The sequence below is a fragment of the Hafnia paralvei ATCC 29927 genome (assembly GCF_001655005.1).
Lineage (GTDB): Bacteria > Pseudomonadota > Gammaproteobacteria > Enterobacterales > Enterobacteriaceae > Hafnia > Hafnia paralvei.
The window spans coordinates 50,091-66,695 of record NZ_LXET01000020.1 but is presented as its reverse complement, the minus strand read 5'-3'; the positions used below and the strand labels follow the sequence as shown (position 1 = coordinate 66,695).

General features: G+C 49.6%; 17 protein-coding genes. 1 reads left to right on the top strand and 16 read right to left on the bottom strand.

The window, feature by feature from the left end; all coding sequences use genetic code 11:
* Positions 1-254: 254 nt before the first annotated feature.
* From hisP to M988_RS06505, 16 genes are all read right to left on the bottom strand, one after another.
* Complete coding sequence (gene hisP / locus M988_RS06580; protein WP_064573369.1) at positions 255-1,028, bottom strand: histidine ABC transporter ATP-binding protein HisP; 774 nt, start codon at positions 1,026-1,028, stop codon at positions 255-257.
* Positions 1,029-1,038: 10 nt separating this feature from the next.
* Positions 1,039-1,755 carry an ABC transporter permease gene (locus M988_RS06575; RefSeq protein WP_039185427.1) on the bottom strand — a complete coding sequence of 239 codons (717 nt, stop codon included), beginning with the start codon at positions 1,753-1,755 and terminating at the stop codon, positions 1,039-1,041.
* Positions 1,752-2,438 carry a histidine ABC transporter permease HisQ gene (gene hisQ, locus M988_RS06570; RefSeq protein WP_061059793.1) on the bottom strand — a complete coding sequence of 229 codons (687 nt, stop codon included), beginning with the start codon at positions 2,436-2,438 and terminating at the stop codon, positions 1,752-1,754. The genes M988_RS06575 and hisQ overlap by 4 nt, the downstream gene beginning before the upstream one ends.
* Before the next feature lie 81 nt (positions 2,439-2,519).
* The gene (gene hisJ, locus M988_RS06565) at positions 2,520-3,302 is read right to left on the bottom strand and encodes a histidine ABC transporter substrate-binding protein HisJ (protein ID WP_008814040.1); all 783 of its coding nucleotides are present in this window, start codon (positions 3,300-3,302) and stop codon (positions 2,520-2,522) included.
* A 366-nt stretch (positions 3,303-3,668) separates the two neighbouring features.
* Positions 3,669-4,250, bottom strand: coding sequence for a UbiX family flavin prenyltransferase (locus M988_RS06560; protein ID WP_008814041.1), 582 nt, complete (start codon positions 4,248-4,250; stop codon positions 3,669-3,671).
* Entirely contained in the window at positions 4,247-4,627 is a 381-nt protein-coding gene (locus M988_RS06555; RefSeq protein WP_064573363.1) for a helix-turn-helix domain-containing protein, read from the bottom strand. Before M988_RS06555 ends, M988_RS06560 begins: the two co-directional genes overlap by 4 nt.
* Before the next feature lie 256 nt (positions 4,628-4,883).
* A complete protein-coding gene (gene purF / locus M988_RS06550; protein WP_004092690.1) occupies positions 4,884-6,401 on the bottom strand; it encodes an amidophosphoribosyltransferase in 1,518 nt (505 codons plus the stop codon).
* Positions 6,402-6,422: 21 nt separating this feature from the next.
* Positions 6,423-6,938: a colicin V production protein gene (gene cvpA / locus M988_RS06545; RefSeq protein WP_008814043.1), complete on the bottom strand. Its 516-nt coding sequence runs from the start codon at positions 6,936-6,938 to the stop codon at positions 6,423-6,425.
* A gap of 255 nt (positions 6,939-7,193) precedes the next feature.
* Complete coding sequence (dedD, locus tag M988_RS06540; protein WP_008814044.1) at positions 7,194-7,991, bottom strand: cell division protein DedD; 798 nt, start codon at positions 7,989-7,991, stop codon at positions 7,194-7,196.
* Positions 7,981-9,267, bottom strand: a complete 1,287-nt coding sequence (gene folC, locus M988_RS06535) for a bifunctional tetrahydrofolate synthase/dihydrofolate synthase (RefSeq protein WP_039185479.1) — start codon at positions 9,265-9,267, stop codon at positions 7,981-7,983. The genes dedD and folC overlap by 11 nt, the downstream gene beginning before the upstream one ends.
* Before the next feature lie 164 nt (positions 9,268-9,431).
* Positions 9,432-10,340: an acetyl-CoA carboxylase, carboxyltransferase subunit beta gene (accD, locus tag M988_RS06530; protein WP_008814046.1), complete on the bottom strand. Its 909-nt coding sequence runs from the start codon at positions 10,338-10,340 to the stop codon at positions 9,432-9,434.
* Between the two features lie 308 nt (positions 10,341-10,648).
* Complete coding sequence (locus tag M988_RS06525; protein WP_008814047.1) at positions 10,649-11,323, bottom strand: DedA family protein; 675 nt, start codon at positions 11,321-11,323, stop codon at positions 10,649-10,651.
* A 64-nt stretch (positions 11,324-11,387) separates the two neighbouring features.
* Complete coding sequence (truA, locus tag M988_RS06520) at positions 11,388-12,209, bottom strand: tRNA pseudouridine(38-40) synthase TruA (RefSeq protein ID WP_061060436.1); 822 nt, start codon at positions 12,207-12,209, stop codon at positions 11,388-11,390.
* Positions 12,210-12,244: 35 nt separating this feature from the next.
* Positions 12,245-13,255, bottom strand: coding sequence for an aspartate-semialdehyde dehydrogenase (locus M988_RS06515; protein WP_008814049.1), 1,011 nt, complete (start codon positions 13,253-13,255; stop codon positions 12,245-12,247).
* A gap of 172 nt (positions 13,256-13,427) precedes the next feature.
* Complete coding sequence (gene pdxB / locus M988_RS06510) at positions 13,428-14,555, bottom strand: 4-phosphoerythronate dehydrogenase PdxB (protein ID WP_064573362.1); 1,128 nt, start codon at positions 14,553-14,555, stop codon at positions 13,428-13,430.
* 108 nt (positions 14,556-14,663) lie between these two features.
* The gene (locus M988_RS06505) at positions 14,664-15,440 is read right to left on the bottom strand and encodes an AraC family transcriptional regulator (protein WP_064573357.1); all 777 of its coding nucleotides are present in this window, start codon (positions 15,438-15,440) and stop codon (positions 14,664-14,666) included.
* 152 nt (positions 15,441-15,592) lie between these two features.
* Between M988_RS06505 and M988_RS06500 the strand changes: the two genes are divergently transcribed.
* Positions 15,593-16,522: a DMT family transporter gene (locus M988_RS06500; RefSeq protein ID WP_061059791.1), complete on the top strand. Its 930-nt coding sequence runs from the start codon at positions 15,593-15,595 to the stop codon at positions 16,520-16,522.
* Positions 16,523-16,605 lie beyond the last annotated feature (83 nt).

Genomic DNA, 16,605 nt, shown 5'->3' with positions numbered 1-16,605 from the left:
AAGACCGGAATGATGAAACGAGGGAACCCGCGCAGCGGGCTGGAAGGGGGTGCCAAGCCCGGATGCAAGGCGGCGGCGATTGAGCCGCCTTGCTCGGACGCCTGCACGGTGTTCATGTAGATTTCAGTGTAATAGGCGTACGAAACTTTACACCACCGTCCCATAAACGACAGGCGTACAAAACCTTCATAGATCTAGCATAGAGCTGCTGTAGCTATTATGCCCCAAAACTCCCCAGCCCTAAGCAATCCCCCCTACTTCAATGCCCCCGACAAAAACTGCTGTAGCCGCACACTTTTGGGGTTACCAAACACCAACTCTGGCGGCCCTTGTTCTTCGATTATCCCTTGATGCAAAAAAATGACGTGATTAGACACGTGACGAGCAAATCCCATCTCGTGAGTCACCACAACCATCGTTTTCCCCTCTTCGGCCAGCTTTTGCATAATGCGTAATACTTCACCAACCAATTCAGGATCGAGCGCCGACGTTGGTTCATCAAATAGCAATACTTCAGGCTCCATCGCTAAAGCACGAGCGATAGACACACGTTGTTGCTGACCGCCAGACAAATTGATCGGGTATTTCCCTCGCGCTCTTTCATCAATACCCACTTTGTCTAGGTAGCGAATCGCTCTCTCATGCGCCTCCGCTTTACTCAGTCCAAGAACCTGAATCGGTGCCTCCATCACGTTTTCCAGCACGGTCATGTGGCTCCATAAATTGAAATGCTGGAACACCATCGTCAGGCGCGTACGCAACAATCGAAGCTGCTTTTTATCACCCACTTTTAACTGGCCGTCAGTATCACGTACCAAACCGATATCGGTGCCGTTAATAGCAATCGTGCCCTCGCTCGGTTTCTCCAAAAAATTAATGCAGCGTAAAAACGTACTCTTTCCCGATCCCGATGAGCCAATAATACTGATCACATCACCGGCTTTTGCCGTCAGTGACACACCTTTCAACACTTCGTGGTCACCGTAGCGTTTATGCAGCTCTATTACGTTAAGTTTGGTTGGATTCATCAACGGCAGCTCAGTGAGAAAGTGAGGGATTAACATGGGCCATCCAGCGTTTTTCCGCTTTGCGGAACAACCTGATGAGCACGTAAGAGATAATCAGATATAGCACGGCCGCAATGCCAAACGCGGTGAAAGGCTGATAAGTTGCGGAATTGATATCACGAGCCACTTTCAGCAAATCCGGTACCGTCGCGGTAAACGCCAGTGCGGTCGAGTGCAGCATCAGAATCACTTCATTACTGTATGCAGGTAATGCCGTACGTAACGCAGAAGGTAAAATAATGCATCGGTAAAGCTTAAAACGTGAAAACCCATAAGCATTCGCGGCTTCGATTTCACCATGGGGTACCGCACGGATCGCTCCAGCGAAGATTTCGGTGGTATAGGCGCAGGTATTCAGCGTTAACGCCAGTAAAGTACAGTTCAGCCCGCTGCGGAAAAATGCATTGAGCATCTCGGTACCTTTGACTATTTCCAGCGTGTACATCCCAGAGTAAAACACCAGCAGTTGCACATACAGCGGAGTGCCACGAAAGACCCAGGTAAACAACCATACCGGCATCGAAATCCAACGTTTTGGGGAAACCCTAGCCACGGAGAGAAAAACGGCCAGTATTCCGCCCATCACCACCGAAGCAATCAACAACCACAGCGTAATCGCGATTCCGGTGAAGCGAAAGCCATCCGTCCAAATCAGCGATTTCCAATACTCATGAATAATTTCATTCATAGTTCTGCCCTTCTCACACCCGCAGAGTAGCGTTTCTCGAGCATCAGCAGCACACCATTCGACACCGTGGTAAAGAGCAAATAGATCGCACCCGCCACGATGGCAAAATAGAATGGCTGCCAAGTACCTTTGCCAGCAATCTGAGTGGCTTTGACTAAATCGTCCAAACCTAACAAAGAAACTAACGCTGTGGCTTTTAAAATCACCTGCCAGTTATTACCGATGCCCGGTAACGCATAGCGCATCATGGCTGGGAATAAAATACGACGGAAAATTTTGCTGGCGGAAAATCCCAGCGACGTTGCCGCTTCGATCTGACCTTTTGGTACAGCCATAAAGGCACCGCGAAACGTTTCCGTAAAATAAGCGCCATAGATAAAGCCCAGAGTGATCACGCCGGCAACCAGCGGATCGATATTAAACTGCGGCCAGCCGAGTAAATCCGTTATTTGGTTTAAAACCATCTGCAAGCCATAAAAGATCAGCAGCATCAGGACAAGATCCGGTACGCCTCGAATAAGCGTGGTGTAACCTTCAAAAATCGTCGTCAGAACAGACGAACGAGAGAGCTTTGCCGCCGCACCGAGCAAGCCTATGGCCACCGCAAGCAGCACCGAGCTTACCGCAAGCTCAAGCGTCACTAGTGCACCATTTAAAATGAGTTGAGAGTAGCCTTGTAGCATCTTCAGCCTGCCATTTCATAGCGAAAAAACTTAACCCACAGACACCCACCGCACAAAATACGGTGGATGTCTCACCTCGGATTAACCGCCGTAGACGTTAAAGTCGAAATACTTCTTAGCAAACTTGTCATAGGTGCCATCTTTACGCATCGAATCGAAGGCTTTATCCAAGGCAACCTTCAAATCGGCATCATCCTTACGCAACCCCATGCCTGTACCTACGCCAAAAATTGCGTTGTCTTTCACCGATGGGCCTGCAAAGGCATAGTCTTTGCCCACTGGCTGTTTCAAGAAGCCTTCGCTAGCGGCAACTTCATCTTGGAAAGCCGCATCGATACGGCCCGCCGCTAAATCAGCGTAGATTAAATCCTGATTCTGATACGGCACCACGTCCACACCCTGCGGACGCCAGTGCTGATTCGCATAAGTTTCCTGCGTAGAACCTTGCAGTACCCCGACGTGTTTACCTTTCAATGACTCCAACGTTGGCTGAATAGGAGAACCTTTAGCCGCTACTAAGCGAGAATCTGCTGCGTAGAGCTTCTCGGTAAAAGCAATTTCCTTTTGGCGCTTTTCGGTAATCGATAGGGAAGAAATGATGGTGTCGATCTTCTTGGCTTTCAGAGATGGGATCAGGGCATCGAAATCACTCTCTACAAACGTACATTGAGTATTGATGCGTTTACACAACTCTTTGGCTAAGTCGATATCAAATCCCACCAGTTGTCCTTGAGGATTTTTGGAAGAAAACGGTGCATAGGTCGGATCGGTGCCCACTCTGAGATGATCCGGAACCGCCGCAAAAACGCTTGAAGAGCCAACCATCGCTAAAACTAGAGATACTGCTAATACCTGCTTCTTCATACTTTACCCTCAAGGAAACGTTTTATGGTTGTGATGTCGTTGTGTTGTTTGCAGTCTGTCGAACTCAATGTATCGACTTAAAATTGTTATTTATGCGAAAGCTCGGCTCGCATTGAAAGCTGTAGCAGATTTCATGCCATACCCATTGACTCACCCCGTGATACACGCAAGCGGTGAGCCAGCATCCTCAAAGGAACGATTCTAAGGATGCGGAACACCGCTGATATCAATGAAGTGAGCCACTCAGCTTTGCTTTAGCAAAGATAGAGCAGCAATGACAAAACGACAGGTCCTGAGGAGGGAAAATTAGACTTTATGCACCAAAAGTGATCGATGTTGCAAAAACGCACTAATGTTGCACAAGTGTTACTGCGATTTATGTCCGCCGTCCCAGCGGGTGAAGAGATCTTGTGAAATCTCGATATCAAACTGATCGATCACGCGGTTAACCGTTTGATCGACGATATCTTGCAACGTCTGTGGACGATGATAAAACGCGGGAACTGGCGGCATCACGATCGCGCCGAGTTCTGCTGCCGTGGTCATCATGCGCAGATGGCCTAAATGTAGCGGAGTTTCACGCACACAAAGCACTAAACGGCGGCGCTCCTTAAGCACCACGTCTGCCGCTCGCGTCAATAAGTTATCGGTATAGCTATGAACAATACCAGACAGCGTTTTCATCGAGCACGGTAAGATGACCATACCTGCGGTTTTAAACGAACCCGAAGAGATACTGGCGGCAATATCACGCGCATCATGCACCACGTCAGCAAGGCTCTGTACATCGCGCAGTTGGAGATCGGTTTCTAGTGCCAGAGTCTGCCGTGCGGCATTGCTCATGATCAGATGAGTTTCGATATCAGGCACGCCGCGCAATACTTCCAGCATACGCACGCCATAAATCACGCCGCTGGCGCCAGAAATACCGATGATTAAACGTTTCATGAGTGTTGGCCTACTTTGGTGGATTTAATCAGACACTCAGCTGGAATACCAAACAAGGAGTGCAAACGGCGAATCATCGGTAACGTTAAATTACGTTTACGATTCAACACTTCATAGACACGGTTAGGATGCCCAATGGCCGCAGTCAGATCACGAACCGTCAAGCCTGACTGCTCCATGCGAAACTTAATGGCTTCAACCGGATCGGGAAGCTCCACGGGAAAGTGCTTAGATTCGTATGACTCTATAAGCGTAAGCATAACTTCGAGTTGATCCCCTTCCGGCGTATTTGGCTCAGGGGGATTTTCAAAGAGTCGTGCGGCCTCTTTCAAAGCGGCTTTGTAATCTTGCTCATTACGGATTGGGCGAATATTCATCTACCACTCCATTTCTATGGTATGGGCATCATAACATCCATGAGTCCCATTCTGGGACAAGTGAATCTTATCCCATTTTGGGACTATCGCAAGACAAAAAAACCTGCATGGTGAAAATCTACTTCAACGTAAATTTCACCATGCAGGGCAGATAGGACATAAATAATTTATGACTCATTAACTACATAGTCAATGCGGCCAAATGCGAGCAGATGCTAAAAATAGAATGCCAATCTAACATGGCTTGCAGAGGCAATTACCCCTCATTATGCATCTCAAGATTTTCAGCTTCTTCCTGACCGCGTATCGCTTTTGCATCATCACTGCGCAGCGACTGCAGATAATCGAGGTAGCCTTGATCCACATCCTTGGTGACATAAATCCCGTTAAATACTGAGCACTCAAACTGCTCAATATCGGGATTCTCTTCACGCACGGCTTCGATGAGATCGTTCAGATCTTGGAAAATCAGGCCATCAGCGCCAATGATTTTCGCAATTTCGTTCACTTCACGCCCGTGTGCAATCAGCTCATTAGCGTTTGGCATATCGATGCCATATACGTTAGGGAAACGGATTTCCGGCGCAGCCGATGCTAGATAAACCTTCTTCGCACCCGCCTCCCGAGCCATTTCCATAATCTGTTGGGAAGTCGTACCACGTACGATAGAGTCATCAACCAACAGCACATTTTTGTCACGGAATTCAGCACGATTGGCGTTAAGCTTGCGACGCACTGATTTTCGGCGTTCCTGCTGGCCTGGCATGATAAAGGTGCGGCCTACGTAGCGATTTTTAACAAATCCCTGACGATAAGGCTTATCCAGAATACGAGCGATTTCTAGCGCGATATCACATGAGGTTTCAGGGATCGGGATAACCACATCAATATCCAAATCCTCCCACTCACGGGCAATTTTTGCCCCCAGCTTCTGCCCCATTCGCACACGTGCACTGTAGACAGAAATCTTATCGATAAAGGAATCTGGACGAGCAAAGTAGACATACTCAAACAGACAAGGATTGCTCTTCGGATTATCGGCACACTGGCGGGTAAATAACTGCCCTTTCTCAGTAACATAAATCGCTTCACCCGGTGCAACATCACGGATGAATTCGAAGCCCAGCGTATCCAGAGCCACGCTTTCGGAAGCGACCATATATTCTACTCGGCCATCTTCCAGATCGCGTTTACCGATCACCAACGGACGAATGCCGTTTGGATCGCGAAACGCCACCATGCCGTGGCCGATGATCATCAGTACGCAGGCATAAGCGCCACGAATTTGCTGATGCGTCGCCGCAACCGCTGCAAATACGTTATCAACTTCCAGCGGATAATGATCAAAACGATCCAGCTCATGAGCAAAGATATTGAGCAAGATTTCAGAGTCAGAAGTGGTATTGACGTGGCGACGCGCACGCTCAAACAATTTCTGCTTAAGTTCGTGCGCATTCGTCAGATTACCGTTGTGAGCCAAGGTAATACCAAACGGGGAGTTAACATAAAACGGCTGCGCCTCAGATGCGCTAGAGCTGCCTGCCGTTGGGTAACGAACGTGGCCGATACCCATATTGCCTTGCAGGCGGAGCATATGCCGTGCTTCAAACACATCTTTCACCAACCCGTTCGCTTTACGCAAACGGAAGCCATTATTGGCATCAATAGTGACGATGCCTGCGGCATCTTGCCCACGGTGTTGAAGCACCGTTAACGCATCATAAATCGACTGGTTTACCGGTGTAAAACCGGCGATACCGACAATACCGCACATGTTGTCATTTCCTCATCAGCGTTACCGGAGCGGGAGCGGAATAGAAGGCAAATGCTCCGGTATGAAACTCGACGTGCTCTGCAGGTAGTCAAAGAACCACCTGATAATGTAACTGAACTGCGGGATGAGCTGCGACTGTTTCCAGTCCGCACTTTGTGCCATCGAGGTAAAGGTATCCAGAAAGAACAGTAGCGCTGACACAATCAGCACTCCACGTAGCGCACCAAAGCAAATCCCTAGTACACGGTCGGTTCCGCTCAGTCCGGTTCGCTCCACCAACGAACCAATCACATAGTTAACAATGGCTCCGACAATCAGCGTTGCAACAAACAAAATGGCAATCGCAATGCCGTTGCGCACCAGCGCATCTTCAAAACGGGTGAAGTAGACGGCGAGATAGGTATAGAAATGGCTGGCGACAAAGAACGCGGCCCCCCATGTAACCAGTGACAACGCTTCTCGCACAAATCCTCGAATCAGGCTAACTAACGCCGAAAATCCGATGATGCCAATAATGACCCAATCAATCCAAACCATGACCATTCCAATCCAAGAATTGCCTCGGCATCCAGTTCGCGGCGAATTCTAACAGAAAAAGAAAACGTTTGCGTAGAGGATTTCCCTTCCTGTTCGCAAATTTTATTCTCATAAAAATTTGGCATAGATCCGGCCAATGCTTCCGGTCAGACCAACTCCCAGATGTAACAACAGCCCTGCCCCCATAACTGAGGACAAAGCTGTTGGAAAAACAAACGCCGTTCATTTCACGGTAAATCCGCGTCTACATAATGACTACTTACCACTATAGCTGCGCACCTGACCATTCAACCCACTGATGCTGTTGAGCTCAGGCAAAGCAGATTCCAGTTTTTGTTTGGAGGCATCAGGCCCCACAAACAAGCGAGTAATTTCCCCTTGAACCGGCGTTGCAGGAACCGTATAGGCGCGATAGCCAGACAAACGCAGCTTCGCCACGATTTCACTCGCCTTAGACGCATTACGTAATGCGCCAAGCTGCACCACATATGCTTGCCCTGCAGGCGCTTTTTCTTCTGGTACAGCGGCGGCTTTAGGTTGCTCAGCGGGCTTCGGTTGTTCTACGGGTTTAGACTGCTCGACAGTTTTTGGCTGCTCCACGGTTTTTTCAACCGGCTTGGGCTTAGCCTCAACCATCTTAGGAGGTTCGACCGGCTTTGGCTTCTCCACCGGTTTTTTCACCGGTTTAGGTTGCTCTACAGGCTTGCTTTCCACTGGCTTGAGATCAACGACCTCACCGCGCCCTTGCTGGACATTAGAAGGCGATGTCATATTGACACTATCGCGATCCTGATTAGGAACATTGCCACTCTCTTGAGGTATCTGCGCATTCGCACCTTCCTGCGGTAGCAGAGGTGTTTCGCTCAGAGGTTGTGTGACCGGAGGGATAACATCAGTGGGATCGTCCTCGCCCGGTTTAGGCACTAAGGGGATCGCCCCAAACTCATCCTGATAATGCTTTTTCTGGCCATCTAACAAGCCAGGCAACACAATCACACCCAGCGCAACGATAATGATCGTGCCAACAAGTCGGTTTTGAAACTTACTCGCCACTCGCGTTCTCCGTTTCTAATGCCGCCATAACATGCGCGACAGTATGGAACGAACCACAAACAATCACGATATCCTGTGGAGCAGCATCCTGCATTGCTTTTCTCCATGCACTTTCGACGTCGGCAAACACATTAGGTTCATCTAAATGTTCAGCCAAGCGTTCAACAGGAGCGCCACGTGGCCCCTCTAGCGGAGCACAGTACCAATCATGGATTAAAGGTTTCAGACACTCTAGCGTTCCCGCAATGTCTTTATCTTCTAACATGCCAACCACCGCGCGCAGATGACGGGGTTGCGTCGATGGACGCTGCTCGAGCAACTGCTGTAAGCGTCCCGCCAAATATCCTGCCGCATGAGGATTATGCGCCACATCCAGAATTAACAAAGGCTGCTCGCGGACGATTTGGAAGCGTCCCGGTAATAATGCCGAATCTAATCCCTGACGGATAGCGGCGTCATCGATGCTCAGCGAACAATGGCGCAGCGCCGCTAACGCGGTAGCGGCATTCGGCAACGGCACCTTCGGTAAAGGTAAATGCGACCACGTTTTATCTGCATCATGCCATTGCCAATCGCGATCGGTTACGCTGAAGTTCCAGTCTGCTCCGCGACGATAAAGCTTCGCGCCCTTTTCAGCGGCGACCTCTGCGATAGTCAGCGGCATATCAGGCTCACCCACAATCGCCGGAATACCCGCACGGAAGATACCCGCTTTTTCACGACCAATACTTTCTCTATCAGGCCCTAACCAGTCGGTATGATCCAGAGCAATGCTGGTGACCACCGCAACGCTGGGATCAACAATATTGGTCGCATCTAAACGCCCCCCTAACCCGACTTCGAGGATAACCACGTCCAGAGCAGACTGTTTAAACAGCTGCAACGCTGACAAGGTGCCATATTCAAAATAGGTCAGAGAAATATCGCCACGTCCTGCTTCTAACGCGGCAAATGAGCGGCAATGTTCGGCTTCGCTGAGCTCTTCGCCTTGAATACGCACACGTTCGGTGTAACGCAACAGATGCGGCGAACTATAAACACCCACTCGGTAGCCGGCAGCCATTAAAATGGCCTCTAGCGTGCGACAAGTTGTGCCTTTGCCATTGGTGCCAGCGACGGTAAATACCGTTGGTGCGGGTTTAAGGAGATCAAGGTTTTCAGCAACGCGTTTAACTCGGTCAAGCCCTAGCTCAATCGCTTTAGTATGCAGGTGTTCGAGATAGTGCAGCCAATCAGCTAATGGCGATGTGGCTTGGGGAATTGGGAGATTATTCATAGTCATTGATCGTTCATGAGTCCCGTTCATACCGGTTCAAGAAGTCAACATAGCCCCCAGGACGGGGGCTATGGCTTTATCCTGCATCATTGAAGCTGCATCGAAATGGGGCAAAGCCCTGATGCCACGCCAAACGTTTCAGATAAAGGAACTGCAGGGCAAACCTATTCTTGAGTCTCGCCGTCAACAGGAACTTCACGAACGATTTCGTTGCTGACAGGTTCTGGCTGCCCCGTCATTTTAGCCACAAGACTGGCCAGTTTATCGCGCATTTCCGGACGACGCACAATCATATCGATCGCACCTTTTTCGATCAGGAATTCGCTGCGCTGGAAGCCTGGTGGCAACTTTTCACGGACGGTTTGCTCAATAACACGCGGTCCCGCAAAGCCGATTAGCGCTTTAGGCTCAGCCACATTAATGTCGCCCAGCATGGCCAGACTGGCTGAAACCCCACCCATTGTCGGATCGGTCAGCACGGAGATATAGGGCAGACCGCGTTCTTGCAGCTTAGCTAATGCAGCACTGGTTTTTGCCATCTGCATCAGAGACATCAGTGCTTCCTGCATACGGGCACCGCCGCTGGCAGAGAAACAAATCAGCGCACAGTTATCTTCCAATGCCTGCTCAACCGCACGCACAAAGCGCGCACCCACCACAGAAGCCATTGAACCGCCCATAAAGGAGAATTCAAAAGACGCAGCAACCACAGGCATACCTTTCAGCGTACCTTTCATCACAATTAATGCGTCTTTTTCACCGGTTTCTTTTTGCGCCGCAGAGATGCGATCTTTATATTTTTTGGAGTCCTTAAACTTAAGAATATCCTTAGGCTCCAGCTCGCTGCCTAATTCAACCTCACTGCCTTCGTCCAGCAAAGTATGCAAACGCATACGTGCAGACATGCGCATGTGGTGATCACACTTAGGGCAAACGTCTAGATTACGCTCCAGCTCGGCGCGATAAAGTACCTGACCGCAGCTATCGCATTTAGTCCAGACACCTTCAGGAATGCTCGCCTTACGGGTTTGCGTGATATTACTTTTGTTAAGAATTCGTTCAATCCAGCTCATCGATGACCTTTCTGTTTGAACCTGGCGAAATGCCAGTCCTCTGTTCATGCCATAAAAATTCGGTCAAAGCCCTTTCCTCGCGGCGAAGAACCTTCCCTTCTTGAATCACAAATTAGGCCACTAGCCAAAAGGCTTACCGCGCTAAAAGGTTCAAGATAACCAGCAGGAACAGACCATAAATGCCGTTCATTAAACCACAACGGTTCGACTCTGTGGATAAAAAACTGGTCGAACCGCGTGGAGTTTACATTTATTGAACACTCCGGGTGAACAATAAACGCATTTTATTTTCCAACTGTGACAGCACCCTATAGATGACTGTCAGAAGATGCTGACTTTTTCGCTGCACGTTTATGACGCCAAACCTCAATCACTCCCGGCAGAATAGAAAGCACAATAATCGCGACGATCAGCAGTTTCAAGTTTTCCTGTACGACCGGTACGTTACCGAACAGATAACCGGCATAGGTGAACAACAGCACCCACAGCAACGCACCAATCACGTTATACATGGCGAAATGGCGATATGACATATGCCCCATCCCCGCCACAAACGGTGCAAAAGTACGCACTATTGGAACAAATCGCGCCAAAATAATGGTTTTTCCGCCGTGTTTGTCATAAAACGCATGGGTTTTATCCAGATAGCTGCGGCGAAAAATTTTAGAGTTGGGATTGCTAAACAGCTTCGCACCAAACAGGCGACCAATCGTATAGTTAACCGCATCGCCAATAATTGCCGCCGCGATCATTAAAGCGACCATGGTATGCACATTGAGATCGTTAGTGGGCAACGCCGCGAGAGCACCGGCAACAAAAAGCAAAGAGTCACCCGGCAGGAATGGCGTCACGACCAAACCGGTTTCGCAGAACAGGATCAGGAACAGAATGGCATAAACCCAAACGCCATACTGCGCAACGAGTTCCGCTAAATGCACATCAATGTGCAGGATAAAGTCGATTATCCATTGAATATATTCCATGGCACTTCACTCTCCATAAACAGTGCTGGTCAATTCCACCAGCTAAAAATCTAAGCCACCACATTTAGTCAGCGAGAAACAGCGGCCCCATCGAAACCTTTGGCAAATCAAAGTGCTCAGGGTAATCAACTGAAACCAGATAAAGACCCGCCGCTTTGGCCGTTGCCGCCGCCAGCTTACGATCTTTCGCCGCCAGCAGCTCGGCCATCCAGCTTTCAGGCTGATTACCACAGCCAATCTCCATCAAGCTCCCCACGATATTACGCACCATGTGGTGCACAAAAGCGTTGGCTTTGATGTCTACGATCACGTAATCGCCCAAACGGGTGACCTTCAGATGTGACACATTTCGCCACGGCGTGCGCGACTGGCATTGTGACGCGCGGAAAGAGGTAAAATCATTCTCTCCCAGCAACGCCTGCCCTGCCCGCTCCATGCGTTCAGCGTCCAAATGATGGTAAAAATGAGTCAGCCCATTTTGCAAAACCGCCTGACGATAGCGATGATTGTAGATGACATAACGATAACGGCGAGCCGTAGCGCTAAATCGCGCATGAAAATCCTCACTGACGCTTTTTACCCAACGTACAGCGATATCTTTCGGCATGTGCGTATTCACGCCCATTGTCCATGCCGCGTCTTTCCGCGCCACATGTGTTTCGAAATGCACCACTTGCCCTGTCGCATGCACACCGGCGTCGGTTCGACCGGCGCAGGATACCGTAATGGGCTCACAGGCCACTTTGCTCAACGCCTTCTCTAAGCACTCTTGCACGCTCGGGGCGTCCGACTGACGCTGCCATCCAGCATACTGACTGCCGTCATATTCAATGCCGAGGGCTATCTTGTACACAGGCTTCGCAGACAGAACCTCAGATTCTGTCATGGGTATCAACTCGCCGGAGATTGACGCTTCAGACATTAGTACATGTACTCCTGAATCAGGCGCTCCGCAGTCTCGATAGCCATCAAAGCACCACCAAAACGCACGTTATCCGCGACTGACCAGAACTGCACGACATCAGGGGAACCATAGTCATTACGCACACAGCCGATGCTCAACAGTGGGTTGCCAGAAGCATCCCCCACCTGCGTTGGATAATCATTCTCTTCGCTGAGTTCGATACTCTCTAAACGACCGAAAACATCGCGTGCTTCTTCAGCAGATATCGGGCGTTGAGTCTCAATATGTACGGTCTGAGCGTGACCATAGAATACCGGAGACTGAATGACGCTCACCGACATCGGTAGGCTTTCATCCTGTAGAACTTTACGAACCTGATCAACCACACGGCGCTCTTCACGCACGCTACCCTGAGCATCAGATACCAGAGGGAGCAGGTTAAATGCCAGTTGTTTCTGGAATAAACCAGGTTCGAATGGAATACCATTCAGCAAACGCGCGCTCTGTCCGGCTAACTCGTCTACCGCAGCTTTACCGTGGGCGGAAGCCGATAGCAGGCTCGTGACATGAATGCGTGCCAAGCCGGCCTCATCGGTCAACGGGCGAATTGCGGTTAACAATTGGCTAACGAGGCTATCGGCCACTACGACCAGATTGCGGTTGCGATACTCTGACAGCGCCTGTGGATTAACGCTTGGCACAACCAAAGGAACATCGTGCTCCATAGCAAAGGCATCGCTACTATCAATGACCAGACAGCCTGCATTACCCGCCTCTTCCGCATAGCGCAGAGACGCTTCCGTCCCCGCGACAAAGAACGCAAGTTGCACTTGTGACCAGTCAAACTCAGCGGCGTTTTCTACCAGAATTTGTTTACCGTTAAAGCGAATGGATTCACCCGCGCTACGTTCGCTAGCCAATGGGAATAGTTCACCCACAGGGAATTCTCGTTCCGCCAACTGTTCCAACAGTGCGCTGCCTACAGCACCGGTTGCTCCTAATAAGGCGATATTCCAGCCGTCAGTCATGTTCTTCTCCCAAAGCAAAAATACAGAGCGCCCGACATCACTTAAGTAAGCAAAACGGGCGCTGGAAAAAACCTTAGTTCAAAATTAGTCGATGAAGCTTAGCCAAACCTTAGATAACGTTTCAGTACCGGTTTTTTTATCCCCAATAAAGGGATGAGGCCATCGCCGTCGGCTAGGCCAGTTCAGCGCTAAATCCTAGCGCTCTCAGTAGCTCAACGCTCACGCTGTCGTCACATAGGACGCACAGTGAAGACCACTCGCGGCGTTCTTGATAATGTTTACGCAAGCGATCAAATTCGCCAGCCTGCCCCGCCACACGACGCAGCGGAGCATCATCGCGGCGCACATCATACACCAGATGCATCAGACGTTTGAGTTTTGCCTGATCCAATGCGCCATGAACACGTACGCTAGCAATTTCCGGCACAGGTAGGAGCTCGCTTAAAGCAACGTGTTGCGGCTGCCCTAAAAATTCGCTGTAGGCTTCAAACACCTGAGTCGTGCCGCGGGCTTTACCTTCTAAGCTGTAACCAGCGATATGCGGCGTACCGATATCAACCAGATCCAACAGCTCTAATGACAACTCAGGCTCGGGTTCCCACACGTCCAAAATTACACTCAGCTTTTTACCGTTTTTCAGCGCCGCTAGCAAAGCAGAGTTATCGACAATAGGGCCACGCGCCGCGTTAATCAAAATACGATTGTCAGGTAATACAGCGAGCAAGTCGGCATCAACGAGATGCAGCGTTTTATCACTACCGGTTTTATTCAGCGGCGTGTGGAAAGTCAGGATATCGGCGTCCTGCACCAACTTATCTAAGGGATAAAAAGTTTCAACATCGCCTCTAGCCGCACGAGGAGGATCGCACAACAGCGTTTGCACACCTAAAGCCTTGAGTCGGTTATTCAAACGAGACCCGACATTACCTACGCCGACGATACCAACGGTTTTATCTCGCAGGTCAAAACCATCGCGTTCGGCCAGCATCATTAAAGACGAAAACACGTACTCCACTACCGCTATCGCATTACAGCCGGGAGCCGCCGAAAAACCAATACCCTGCTCGCTTAACCAGCGGTCATCAACGTGATCGGTGCCAGCCGTGGCGGTGCCAACAAAACGCACACTCGTGCCACTCAGTAAGTCTGCGTTCACTTTAGTCACCGAACGCACCATCAGCGCATCCGCACCCACTAGTGCTTCTGCAGGCAACGGACGCCCACGCACCGCTTGTACGGCCCCTAAACGGCTAAACAGTTCGCCCGCATAAGGCATGTTTTCATCGACCAGAATTTTCACGTGTTTCTCCCGCCGGTGCTCAGCACTGCGTAAATAAGAAAATGATTGAACTACTATTTTGCCACCAAAAGCGAAGCGAGCCCAAATAAGTCAGCACGCATTGGCTGATCAACTCACTTTTCGGTAACGCTCAGGCGTGGTACCGGAGATCTGCTGGAACATGACGATAAACGCAGAGGAAGAACTGTATCCCACCTCAAGTGCAACTTCCTGCACCGTTTTCCCCTGCTCTAACAAAGGCAACGAGTGTAAAAAACGTAACCGCTGACGCCATTCACTAAATGACATACCCAGCTCAATCTGGCAACGGCGTGATAAAGTCCGCTCCGTGGTATATACGCGCTGAGCCCATACGCTTAGCGGCGTATTATCAGAAGGACAGCATTCGAGCATCCGCAGCACTGGAGCTAAGAATTTATCCTGCGAGGAAGGTAAGTAAGTCTGATGCACGGGGGCTTGTTTAAGCTGATCGACTAAAACTCGGCATAATCTCAAATCTTCGCGCGTTTCTGGAAATATCAAATCACGCTCAAAGCAATTATCCACAATGGCGTTAAACAAAGGACTAACATTGAGCAAACAGGCCTCCGCCGGAAGGTCTGCGCATAAGCGAGCGCTAATGTTAGTGGTTCGAAACTGGGAGAGTTTCCGGTTGTAGCTCGAGTGTTCAACGCCTGCGGGAAGCCATACAGCAAATTTCGACGGAGCGAGAAAACGCTGATCGCCGACGTTAAGGGCCAAAACTCCCGTTCGGATATAAATGAGTTGCCCCCACGGATGGTGGTGCGGCAAATACTCTGTATCCGCATTCACTTCTTCACAGCGAAAAAACAGATTACGAACTGAACTCACCTCATCAGAAGGAAAAATCCGCTGTTCAGCCATAGTTCTTCACCTCAATAACATTAAGTGATAATTCAGTTTGTCTGGATTTCATTAAACATTGTCTGCTTTTCACTATATCTAATAAACCAGACACGCGTAAACTAACGCTCGTCGCCACTGTTGTCGACAATAATGTTTTGAGAAGAAATATCATGAATGCACTATTTCCACTTTTTGCCGTGCTGATTTGGTCAATGAATGCCATTGTCAGTAAGGTTTCTGCTGGTGCTATCGACCCCGCAGCCATCTCATTTTATCGTTGGGTATTAGCATTACTGGTGTTAACTCCCTTTGTATTGCCTGGCGTTGTCCGTAACCGGAAAGCAATTCGGCCACATCTCGGTAAGCTGCTGATTTTGGGTTTGCTGGGCATGGTGCTATACCAAAGTCTGGCCTATTATGCCGCACACAGTGTCAGCGCATTATTTATGGGGATTTTAAGCTCGCTTATCCCACTGCTAACGGTGCTTATCAGCATCTGGCTATTGCGTATTGTACCCACGGTCGGTATCGCGTTGGGCAGCGTAATGTCCTTCTTCGGATTAGTCTGGTTAGTCAGCGGTGGCAACCCACAAGAGCTATTGACACACGGCATTGGTTCGGGTGAATTGATGATGTTTGCCGCCTCAGCATCCTACGCGCTATACGGTGTGCTCACTAAACGCTGGAATATCAATTTACCGAATTGGCAGTCGCTCTATATTCAAATTGTATTTGGCGTATTGTTACTCCTGCCGAATTTCCTGCTAACCGATAACGTTAGTTTGAATGCACAAAATATTCCGCTGGTATTATTTGCGGGGATCCCCGCGTCTATTATTGCACCGTTCCTTTGGATACAAGGTGTGGTTCGTCTAGGGGCCAATAAAGCTTCAATATTTATGAACCTAACGCCGGTGTTCACCGCGATCATTGCCGTTTCATTCCTACACGAGCAACTGCATAGCTATCACATCATCGGCGGTGGTATTGCTCTACTAGGGGTTGTGATTGCACAGCGTCTGCGGACGCCGCTGGCTCGTAAAAAAAAGCCTGAAAGCGTGGAAAGTGCTGAGAAAAAGGCCTGTCCAACCTCGGAGTAAGCACGGTATTTGCTCGTCCTCCTCCCTTGGAGGGCGAGCATATCTTTACTAAAATAGAGCCAAATTTTCACACAGCCTAAGCT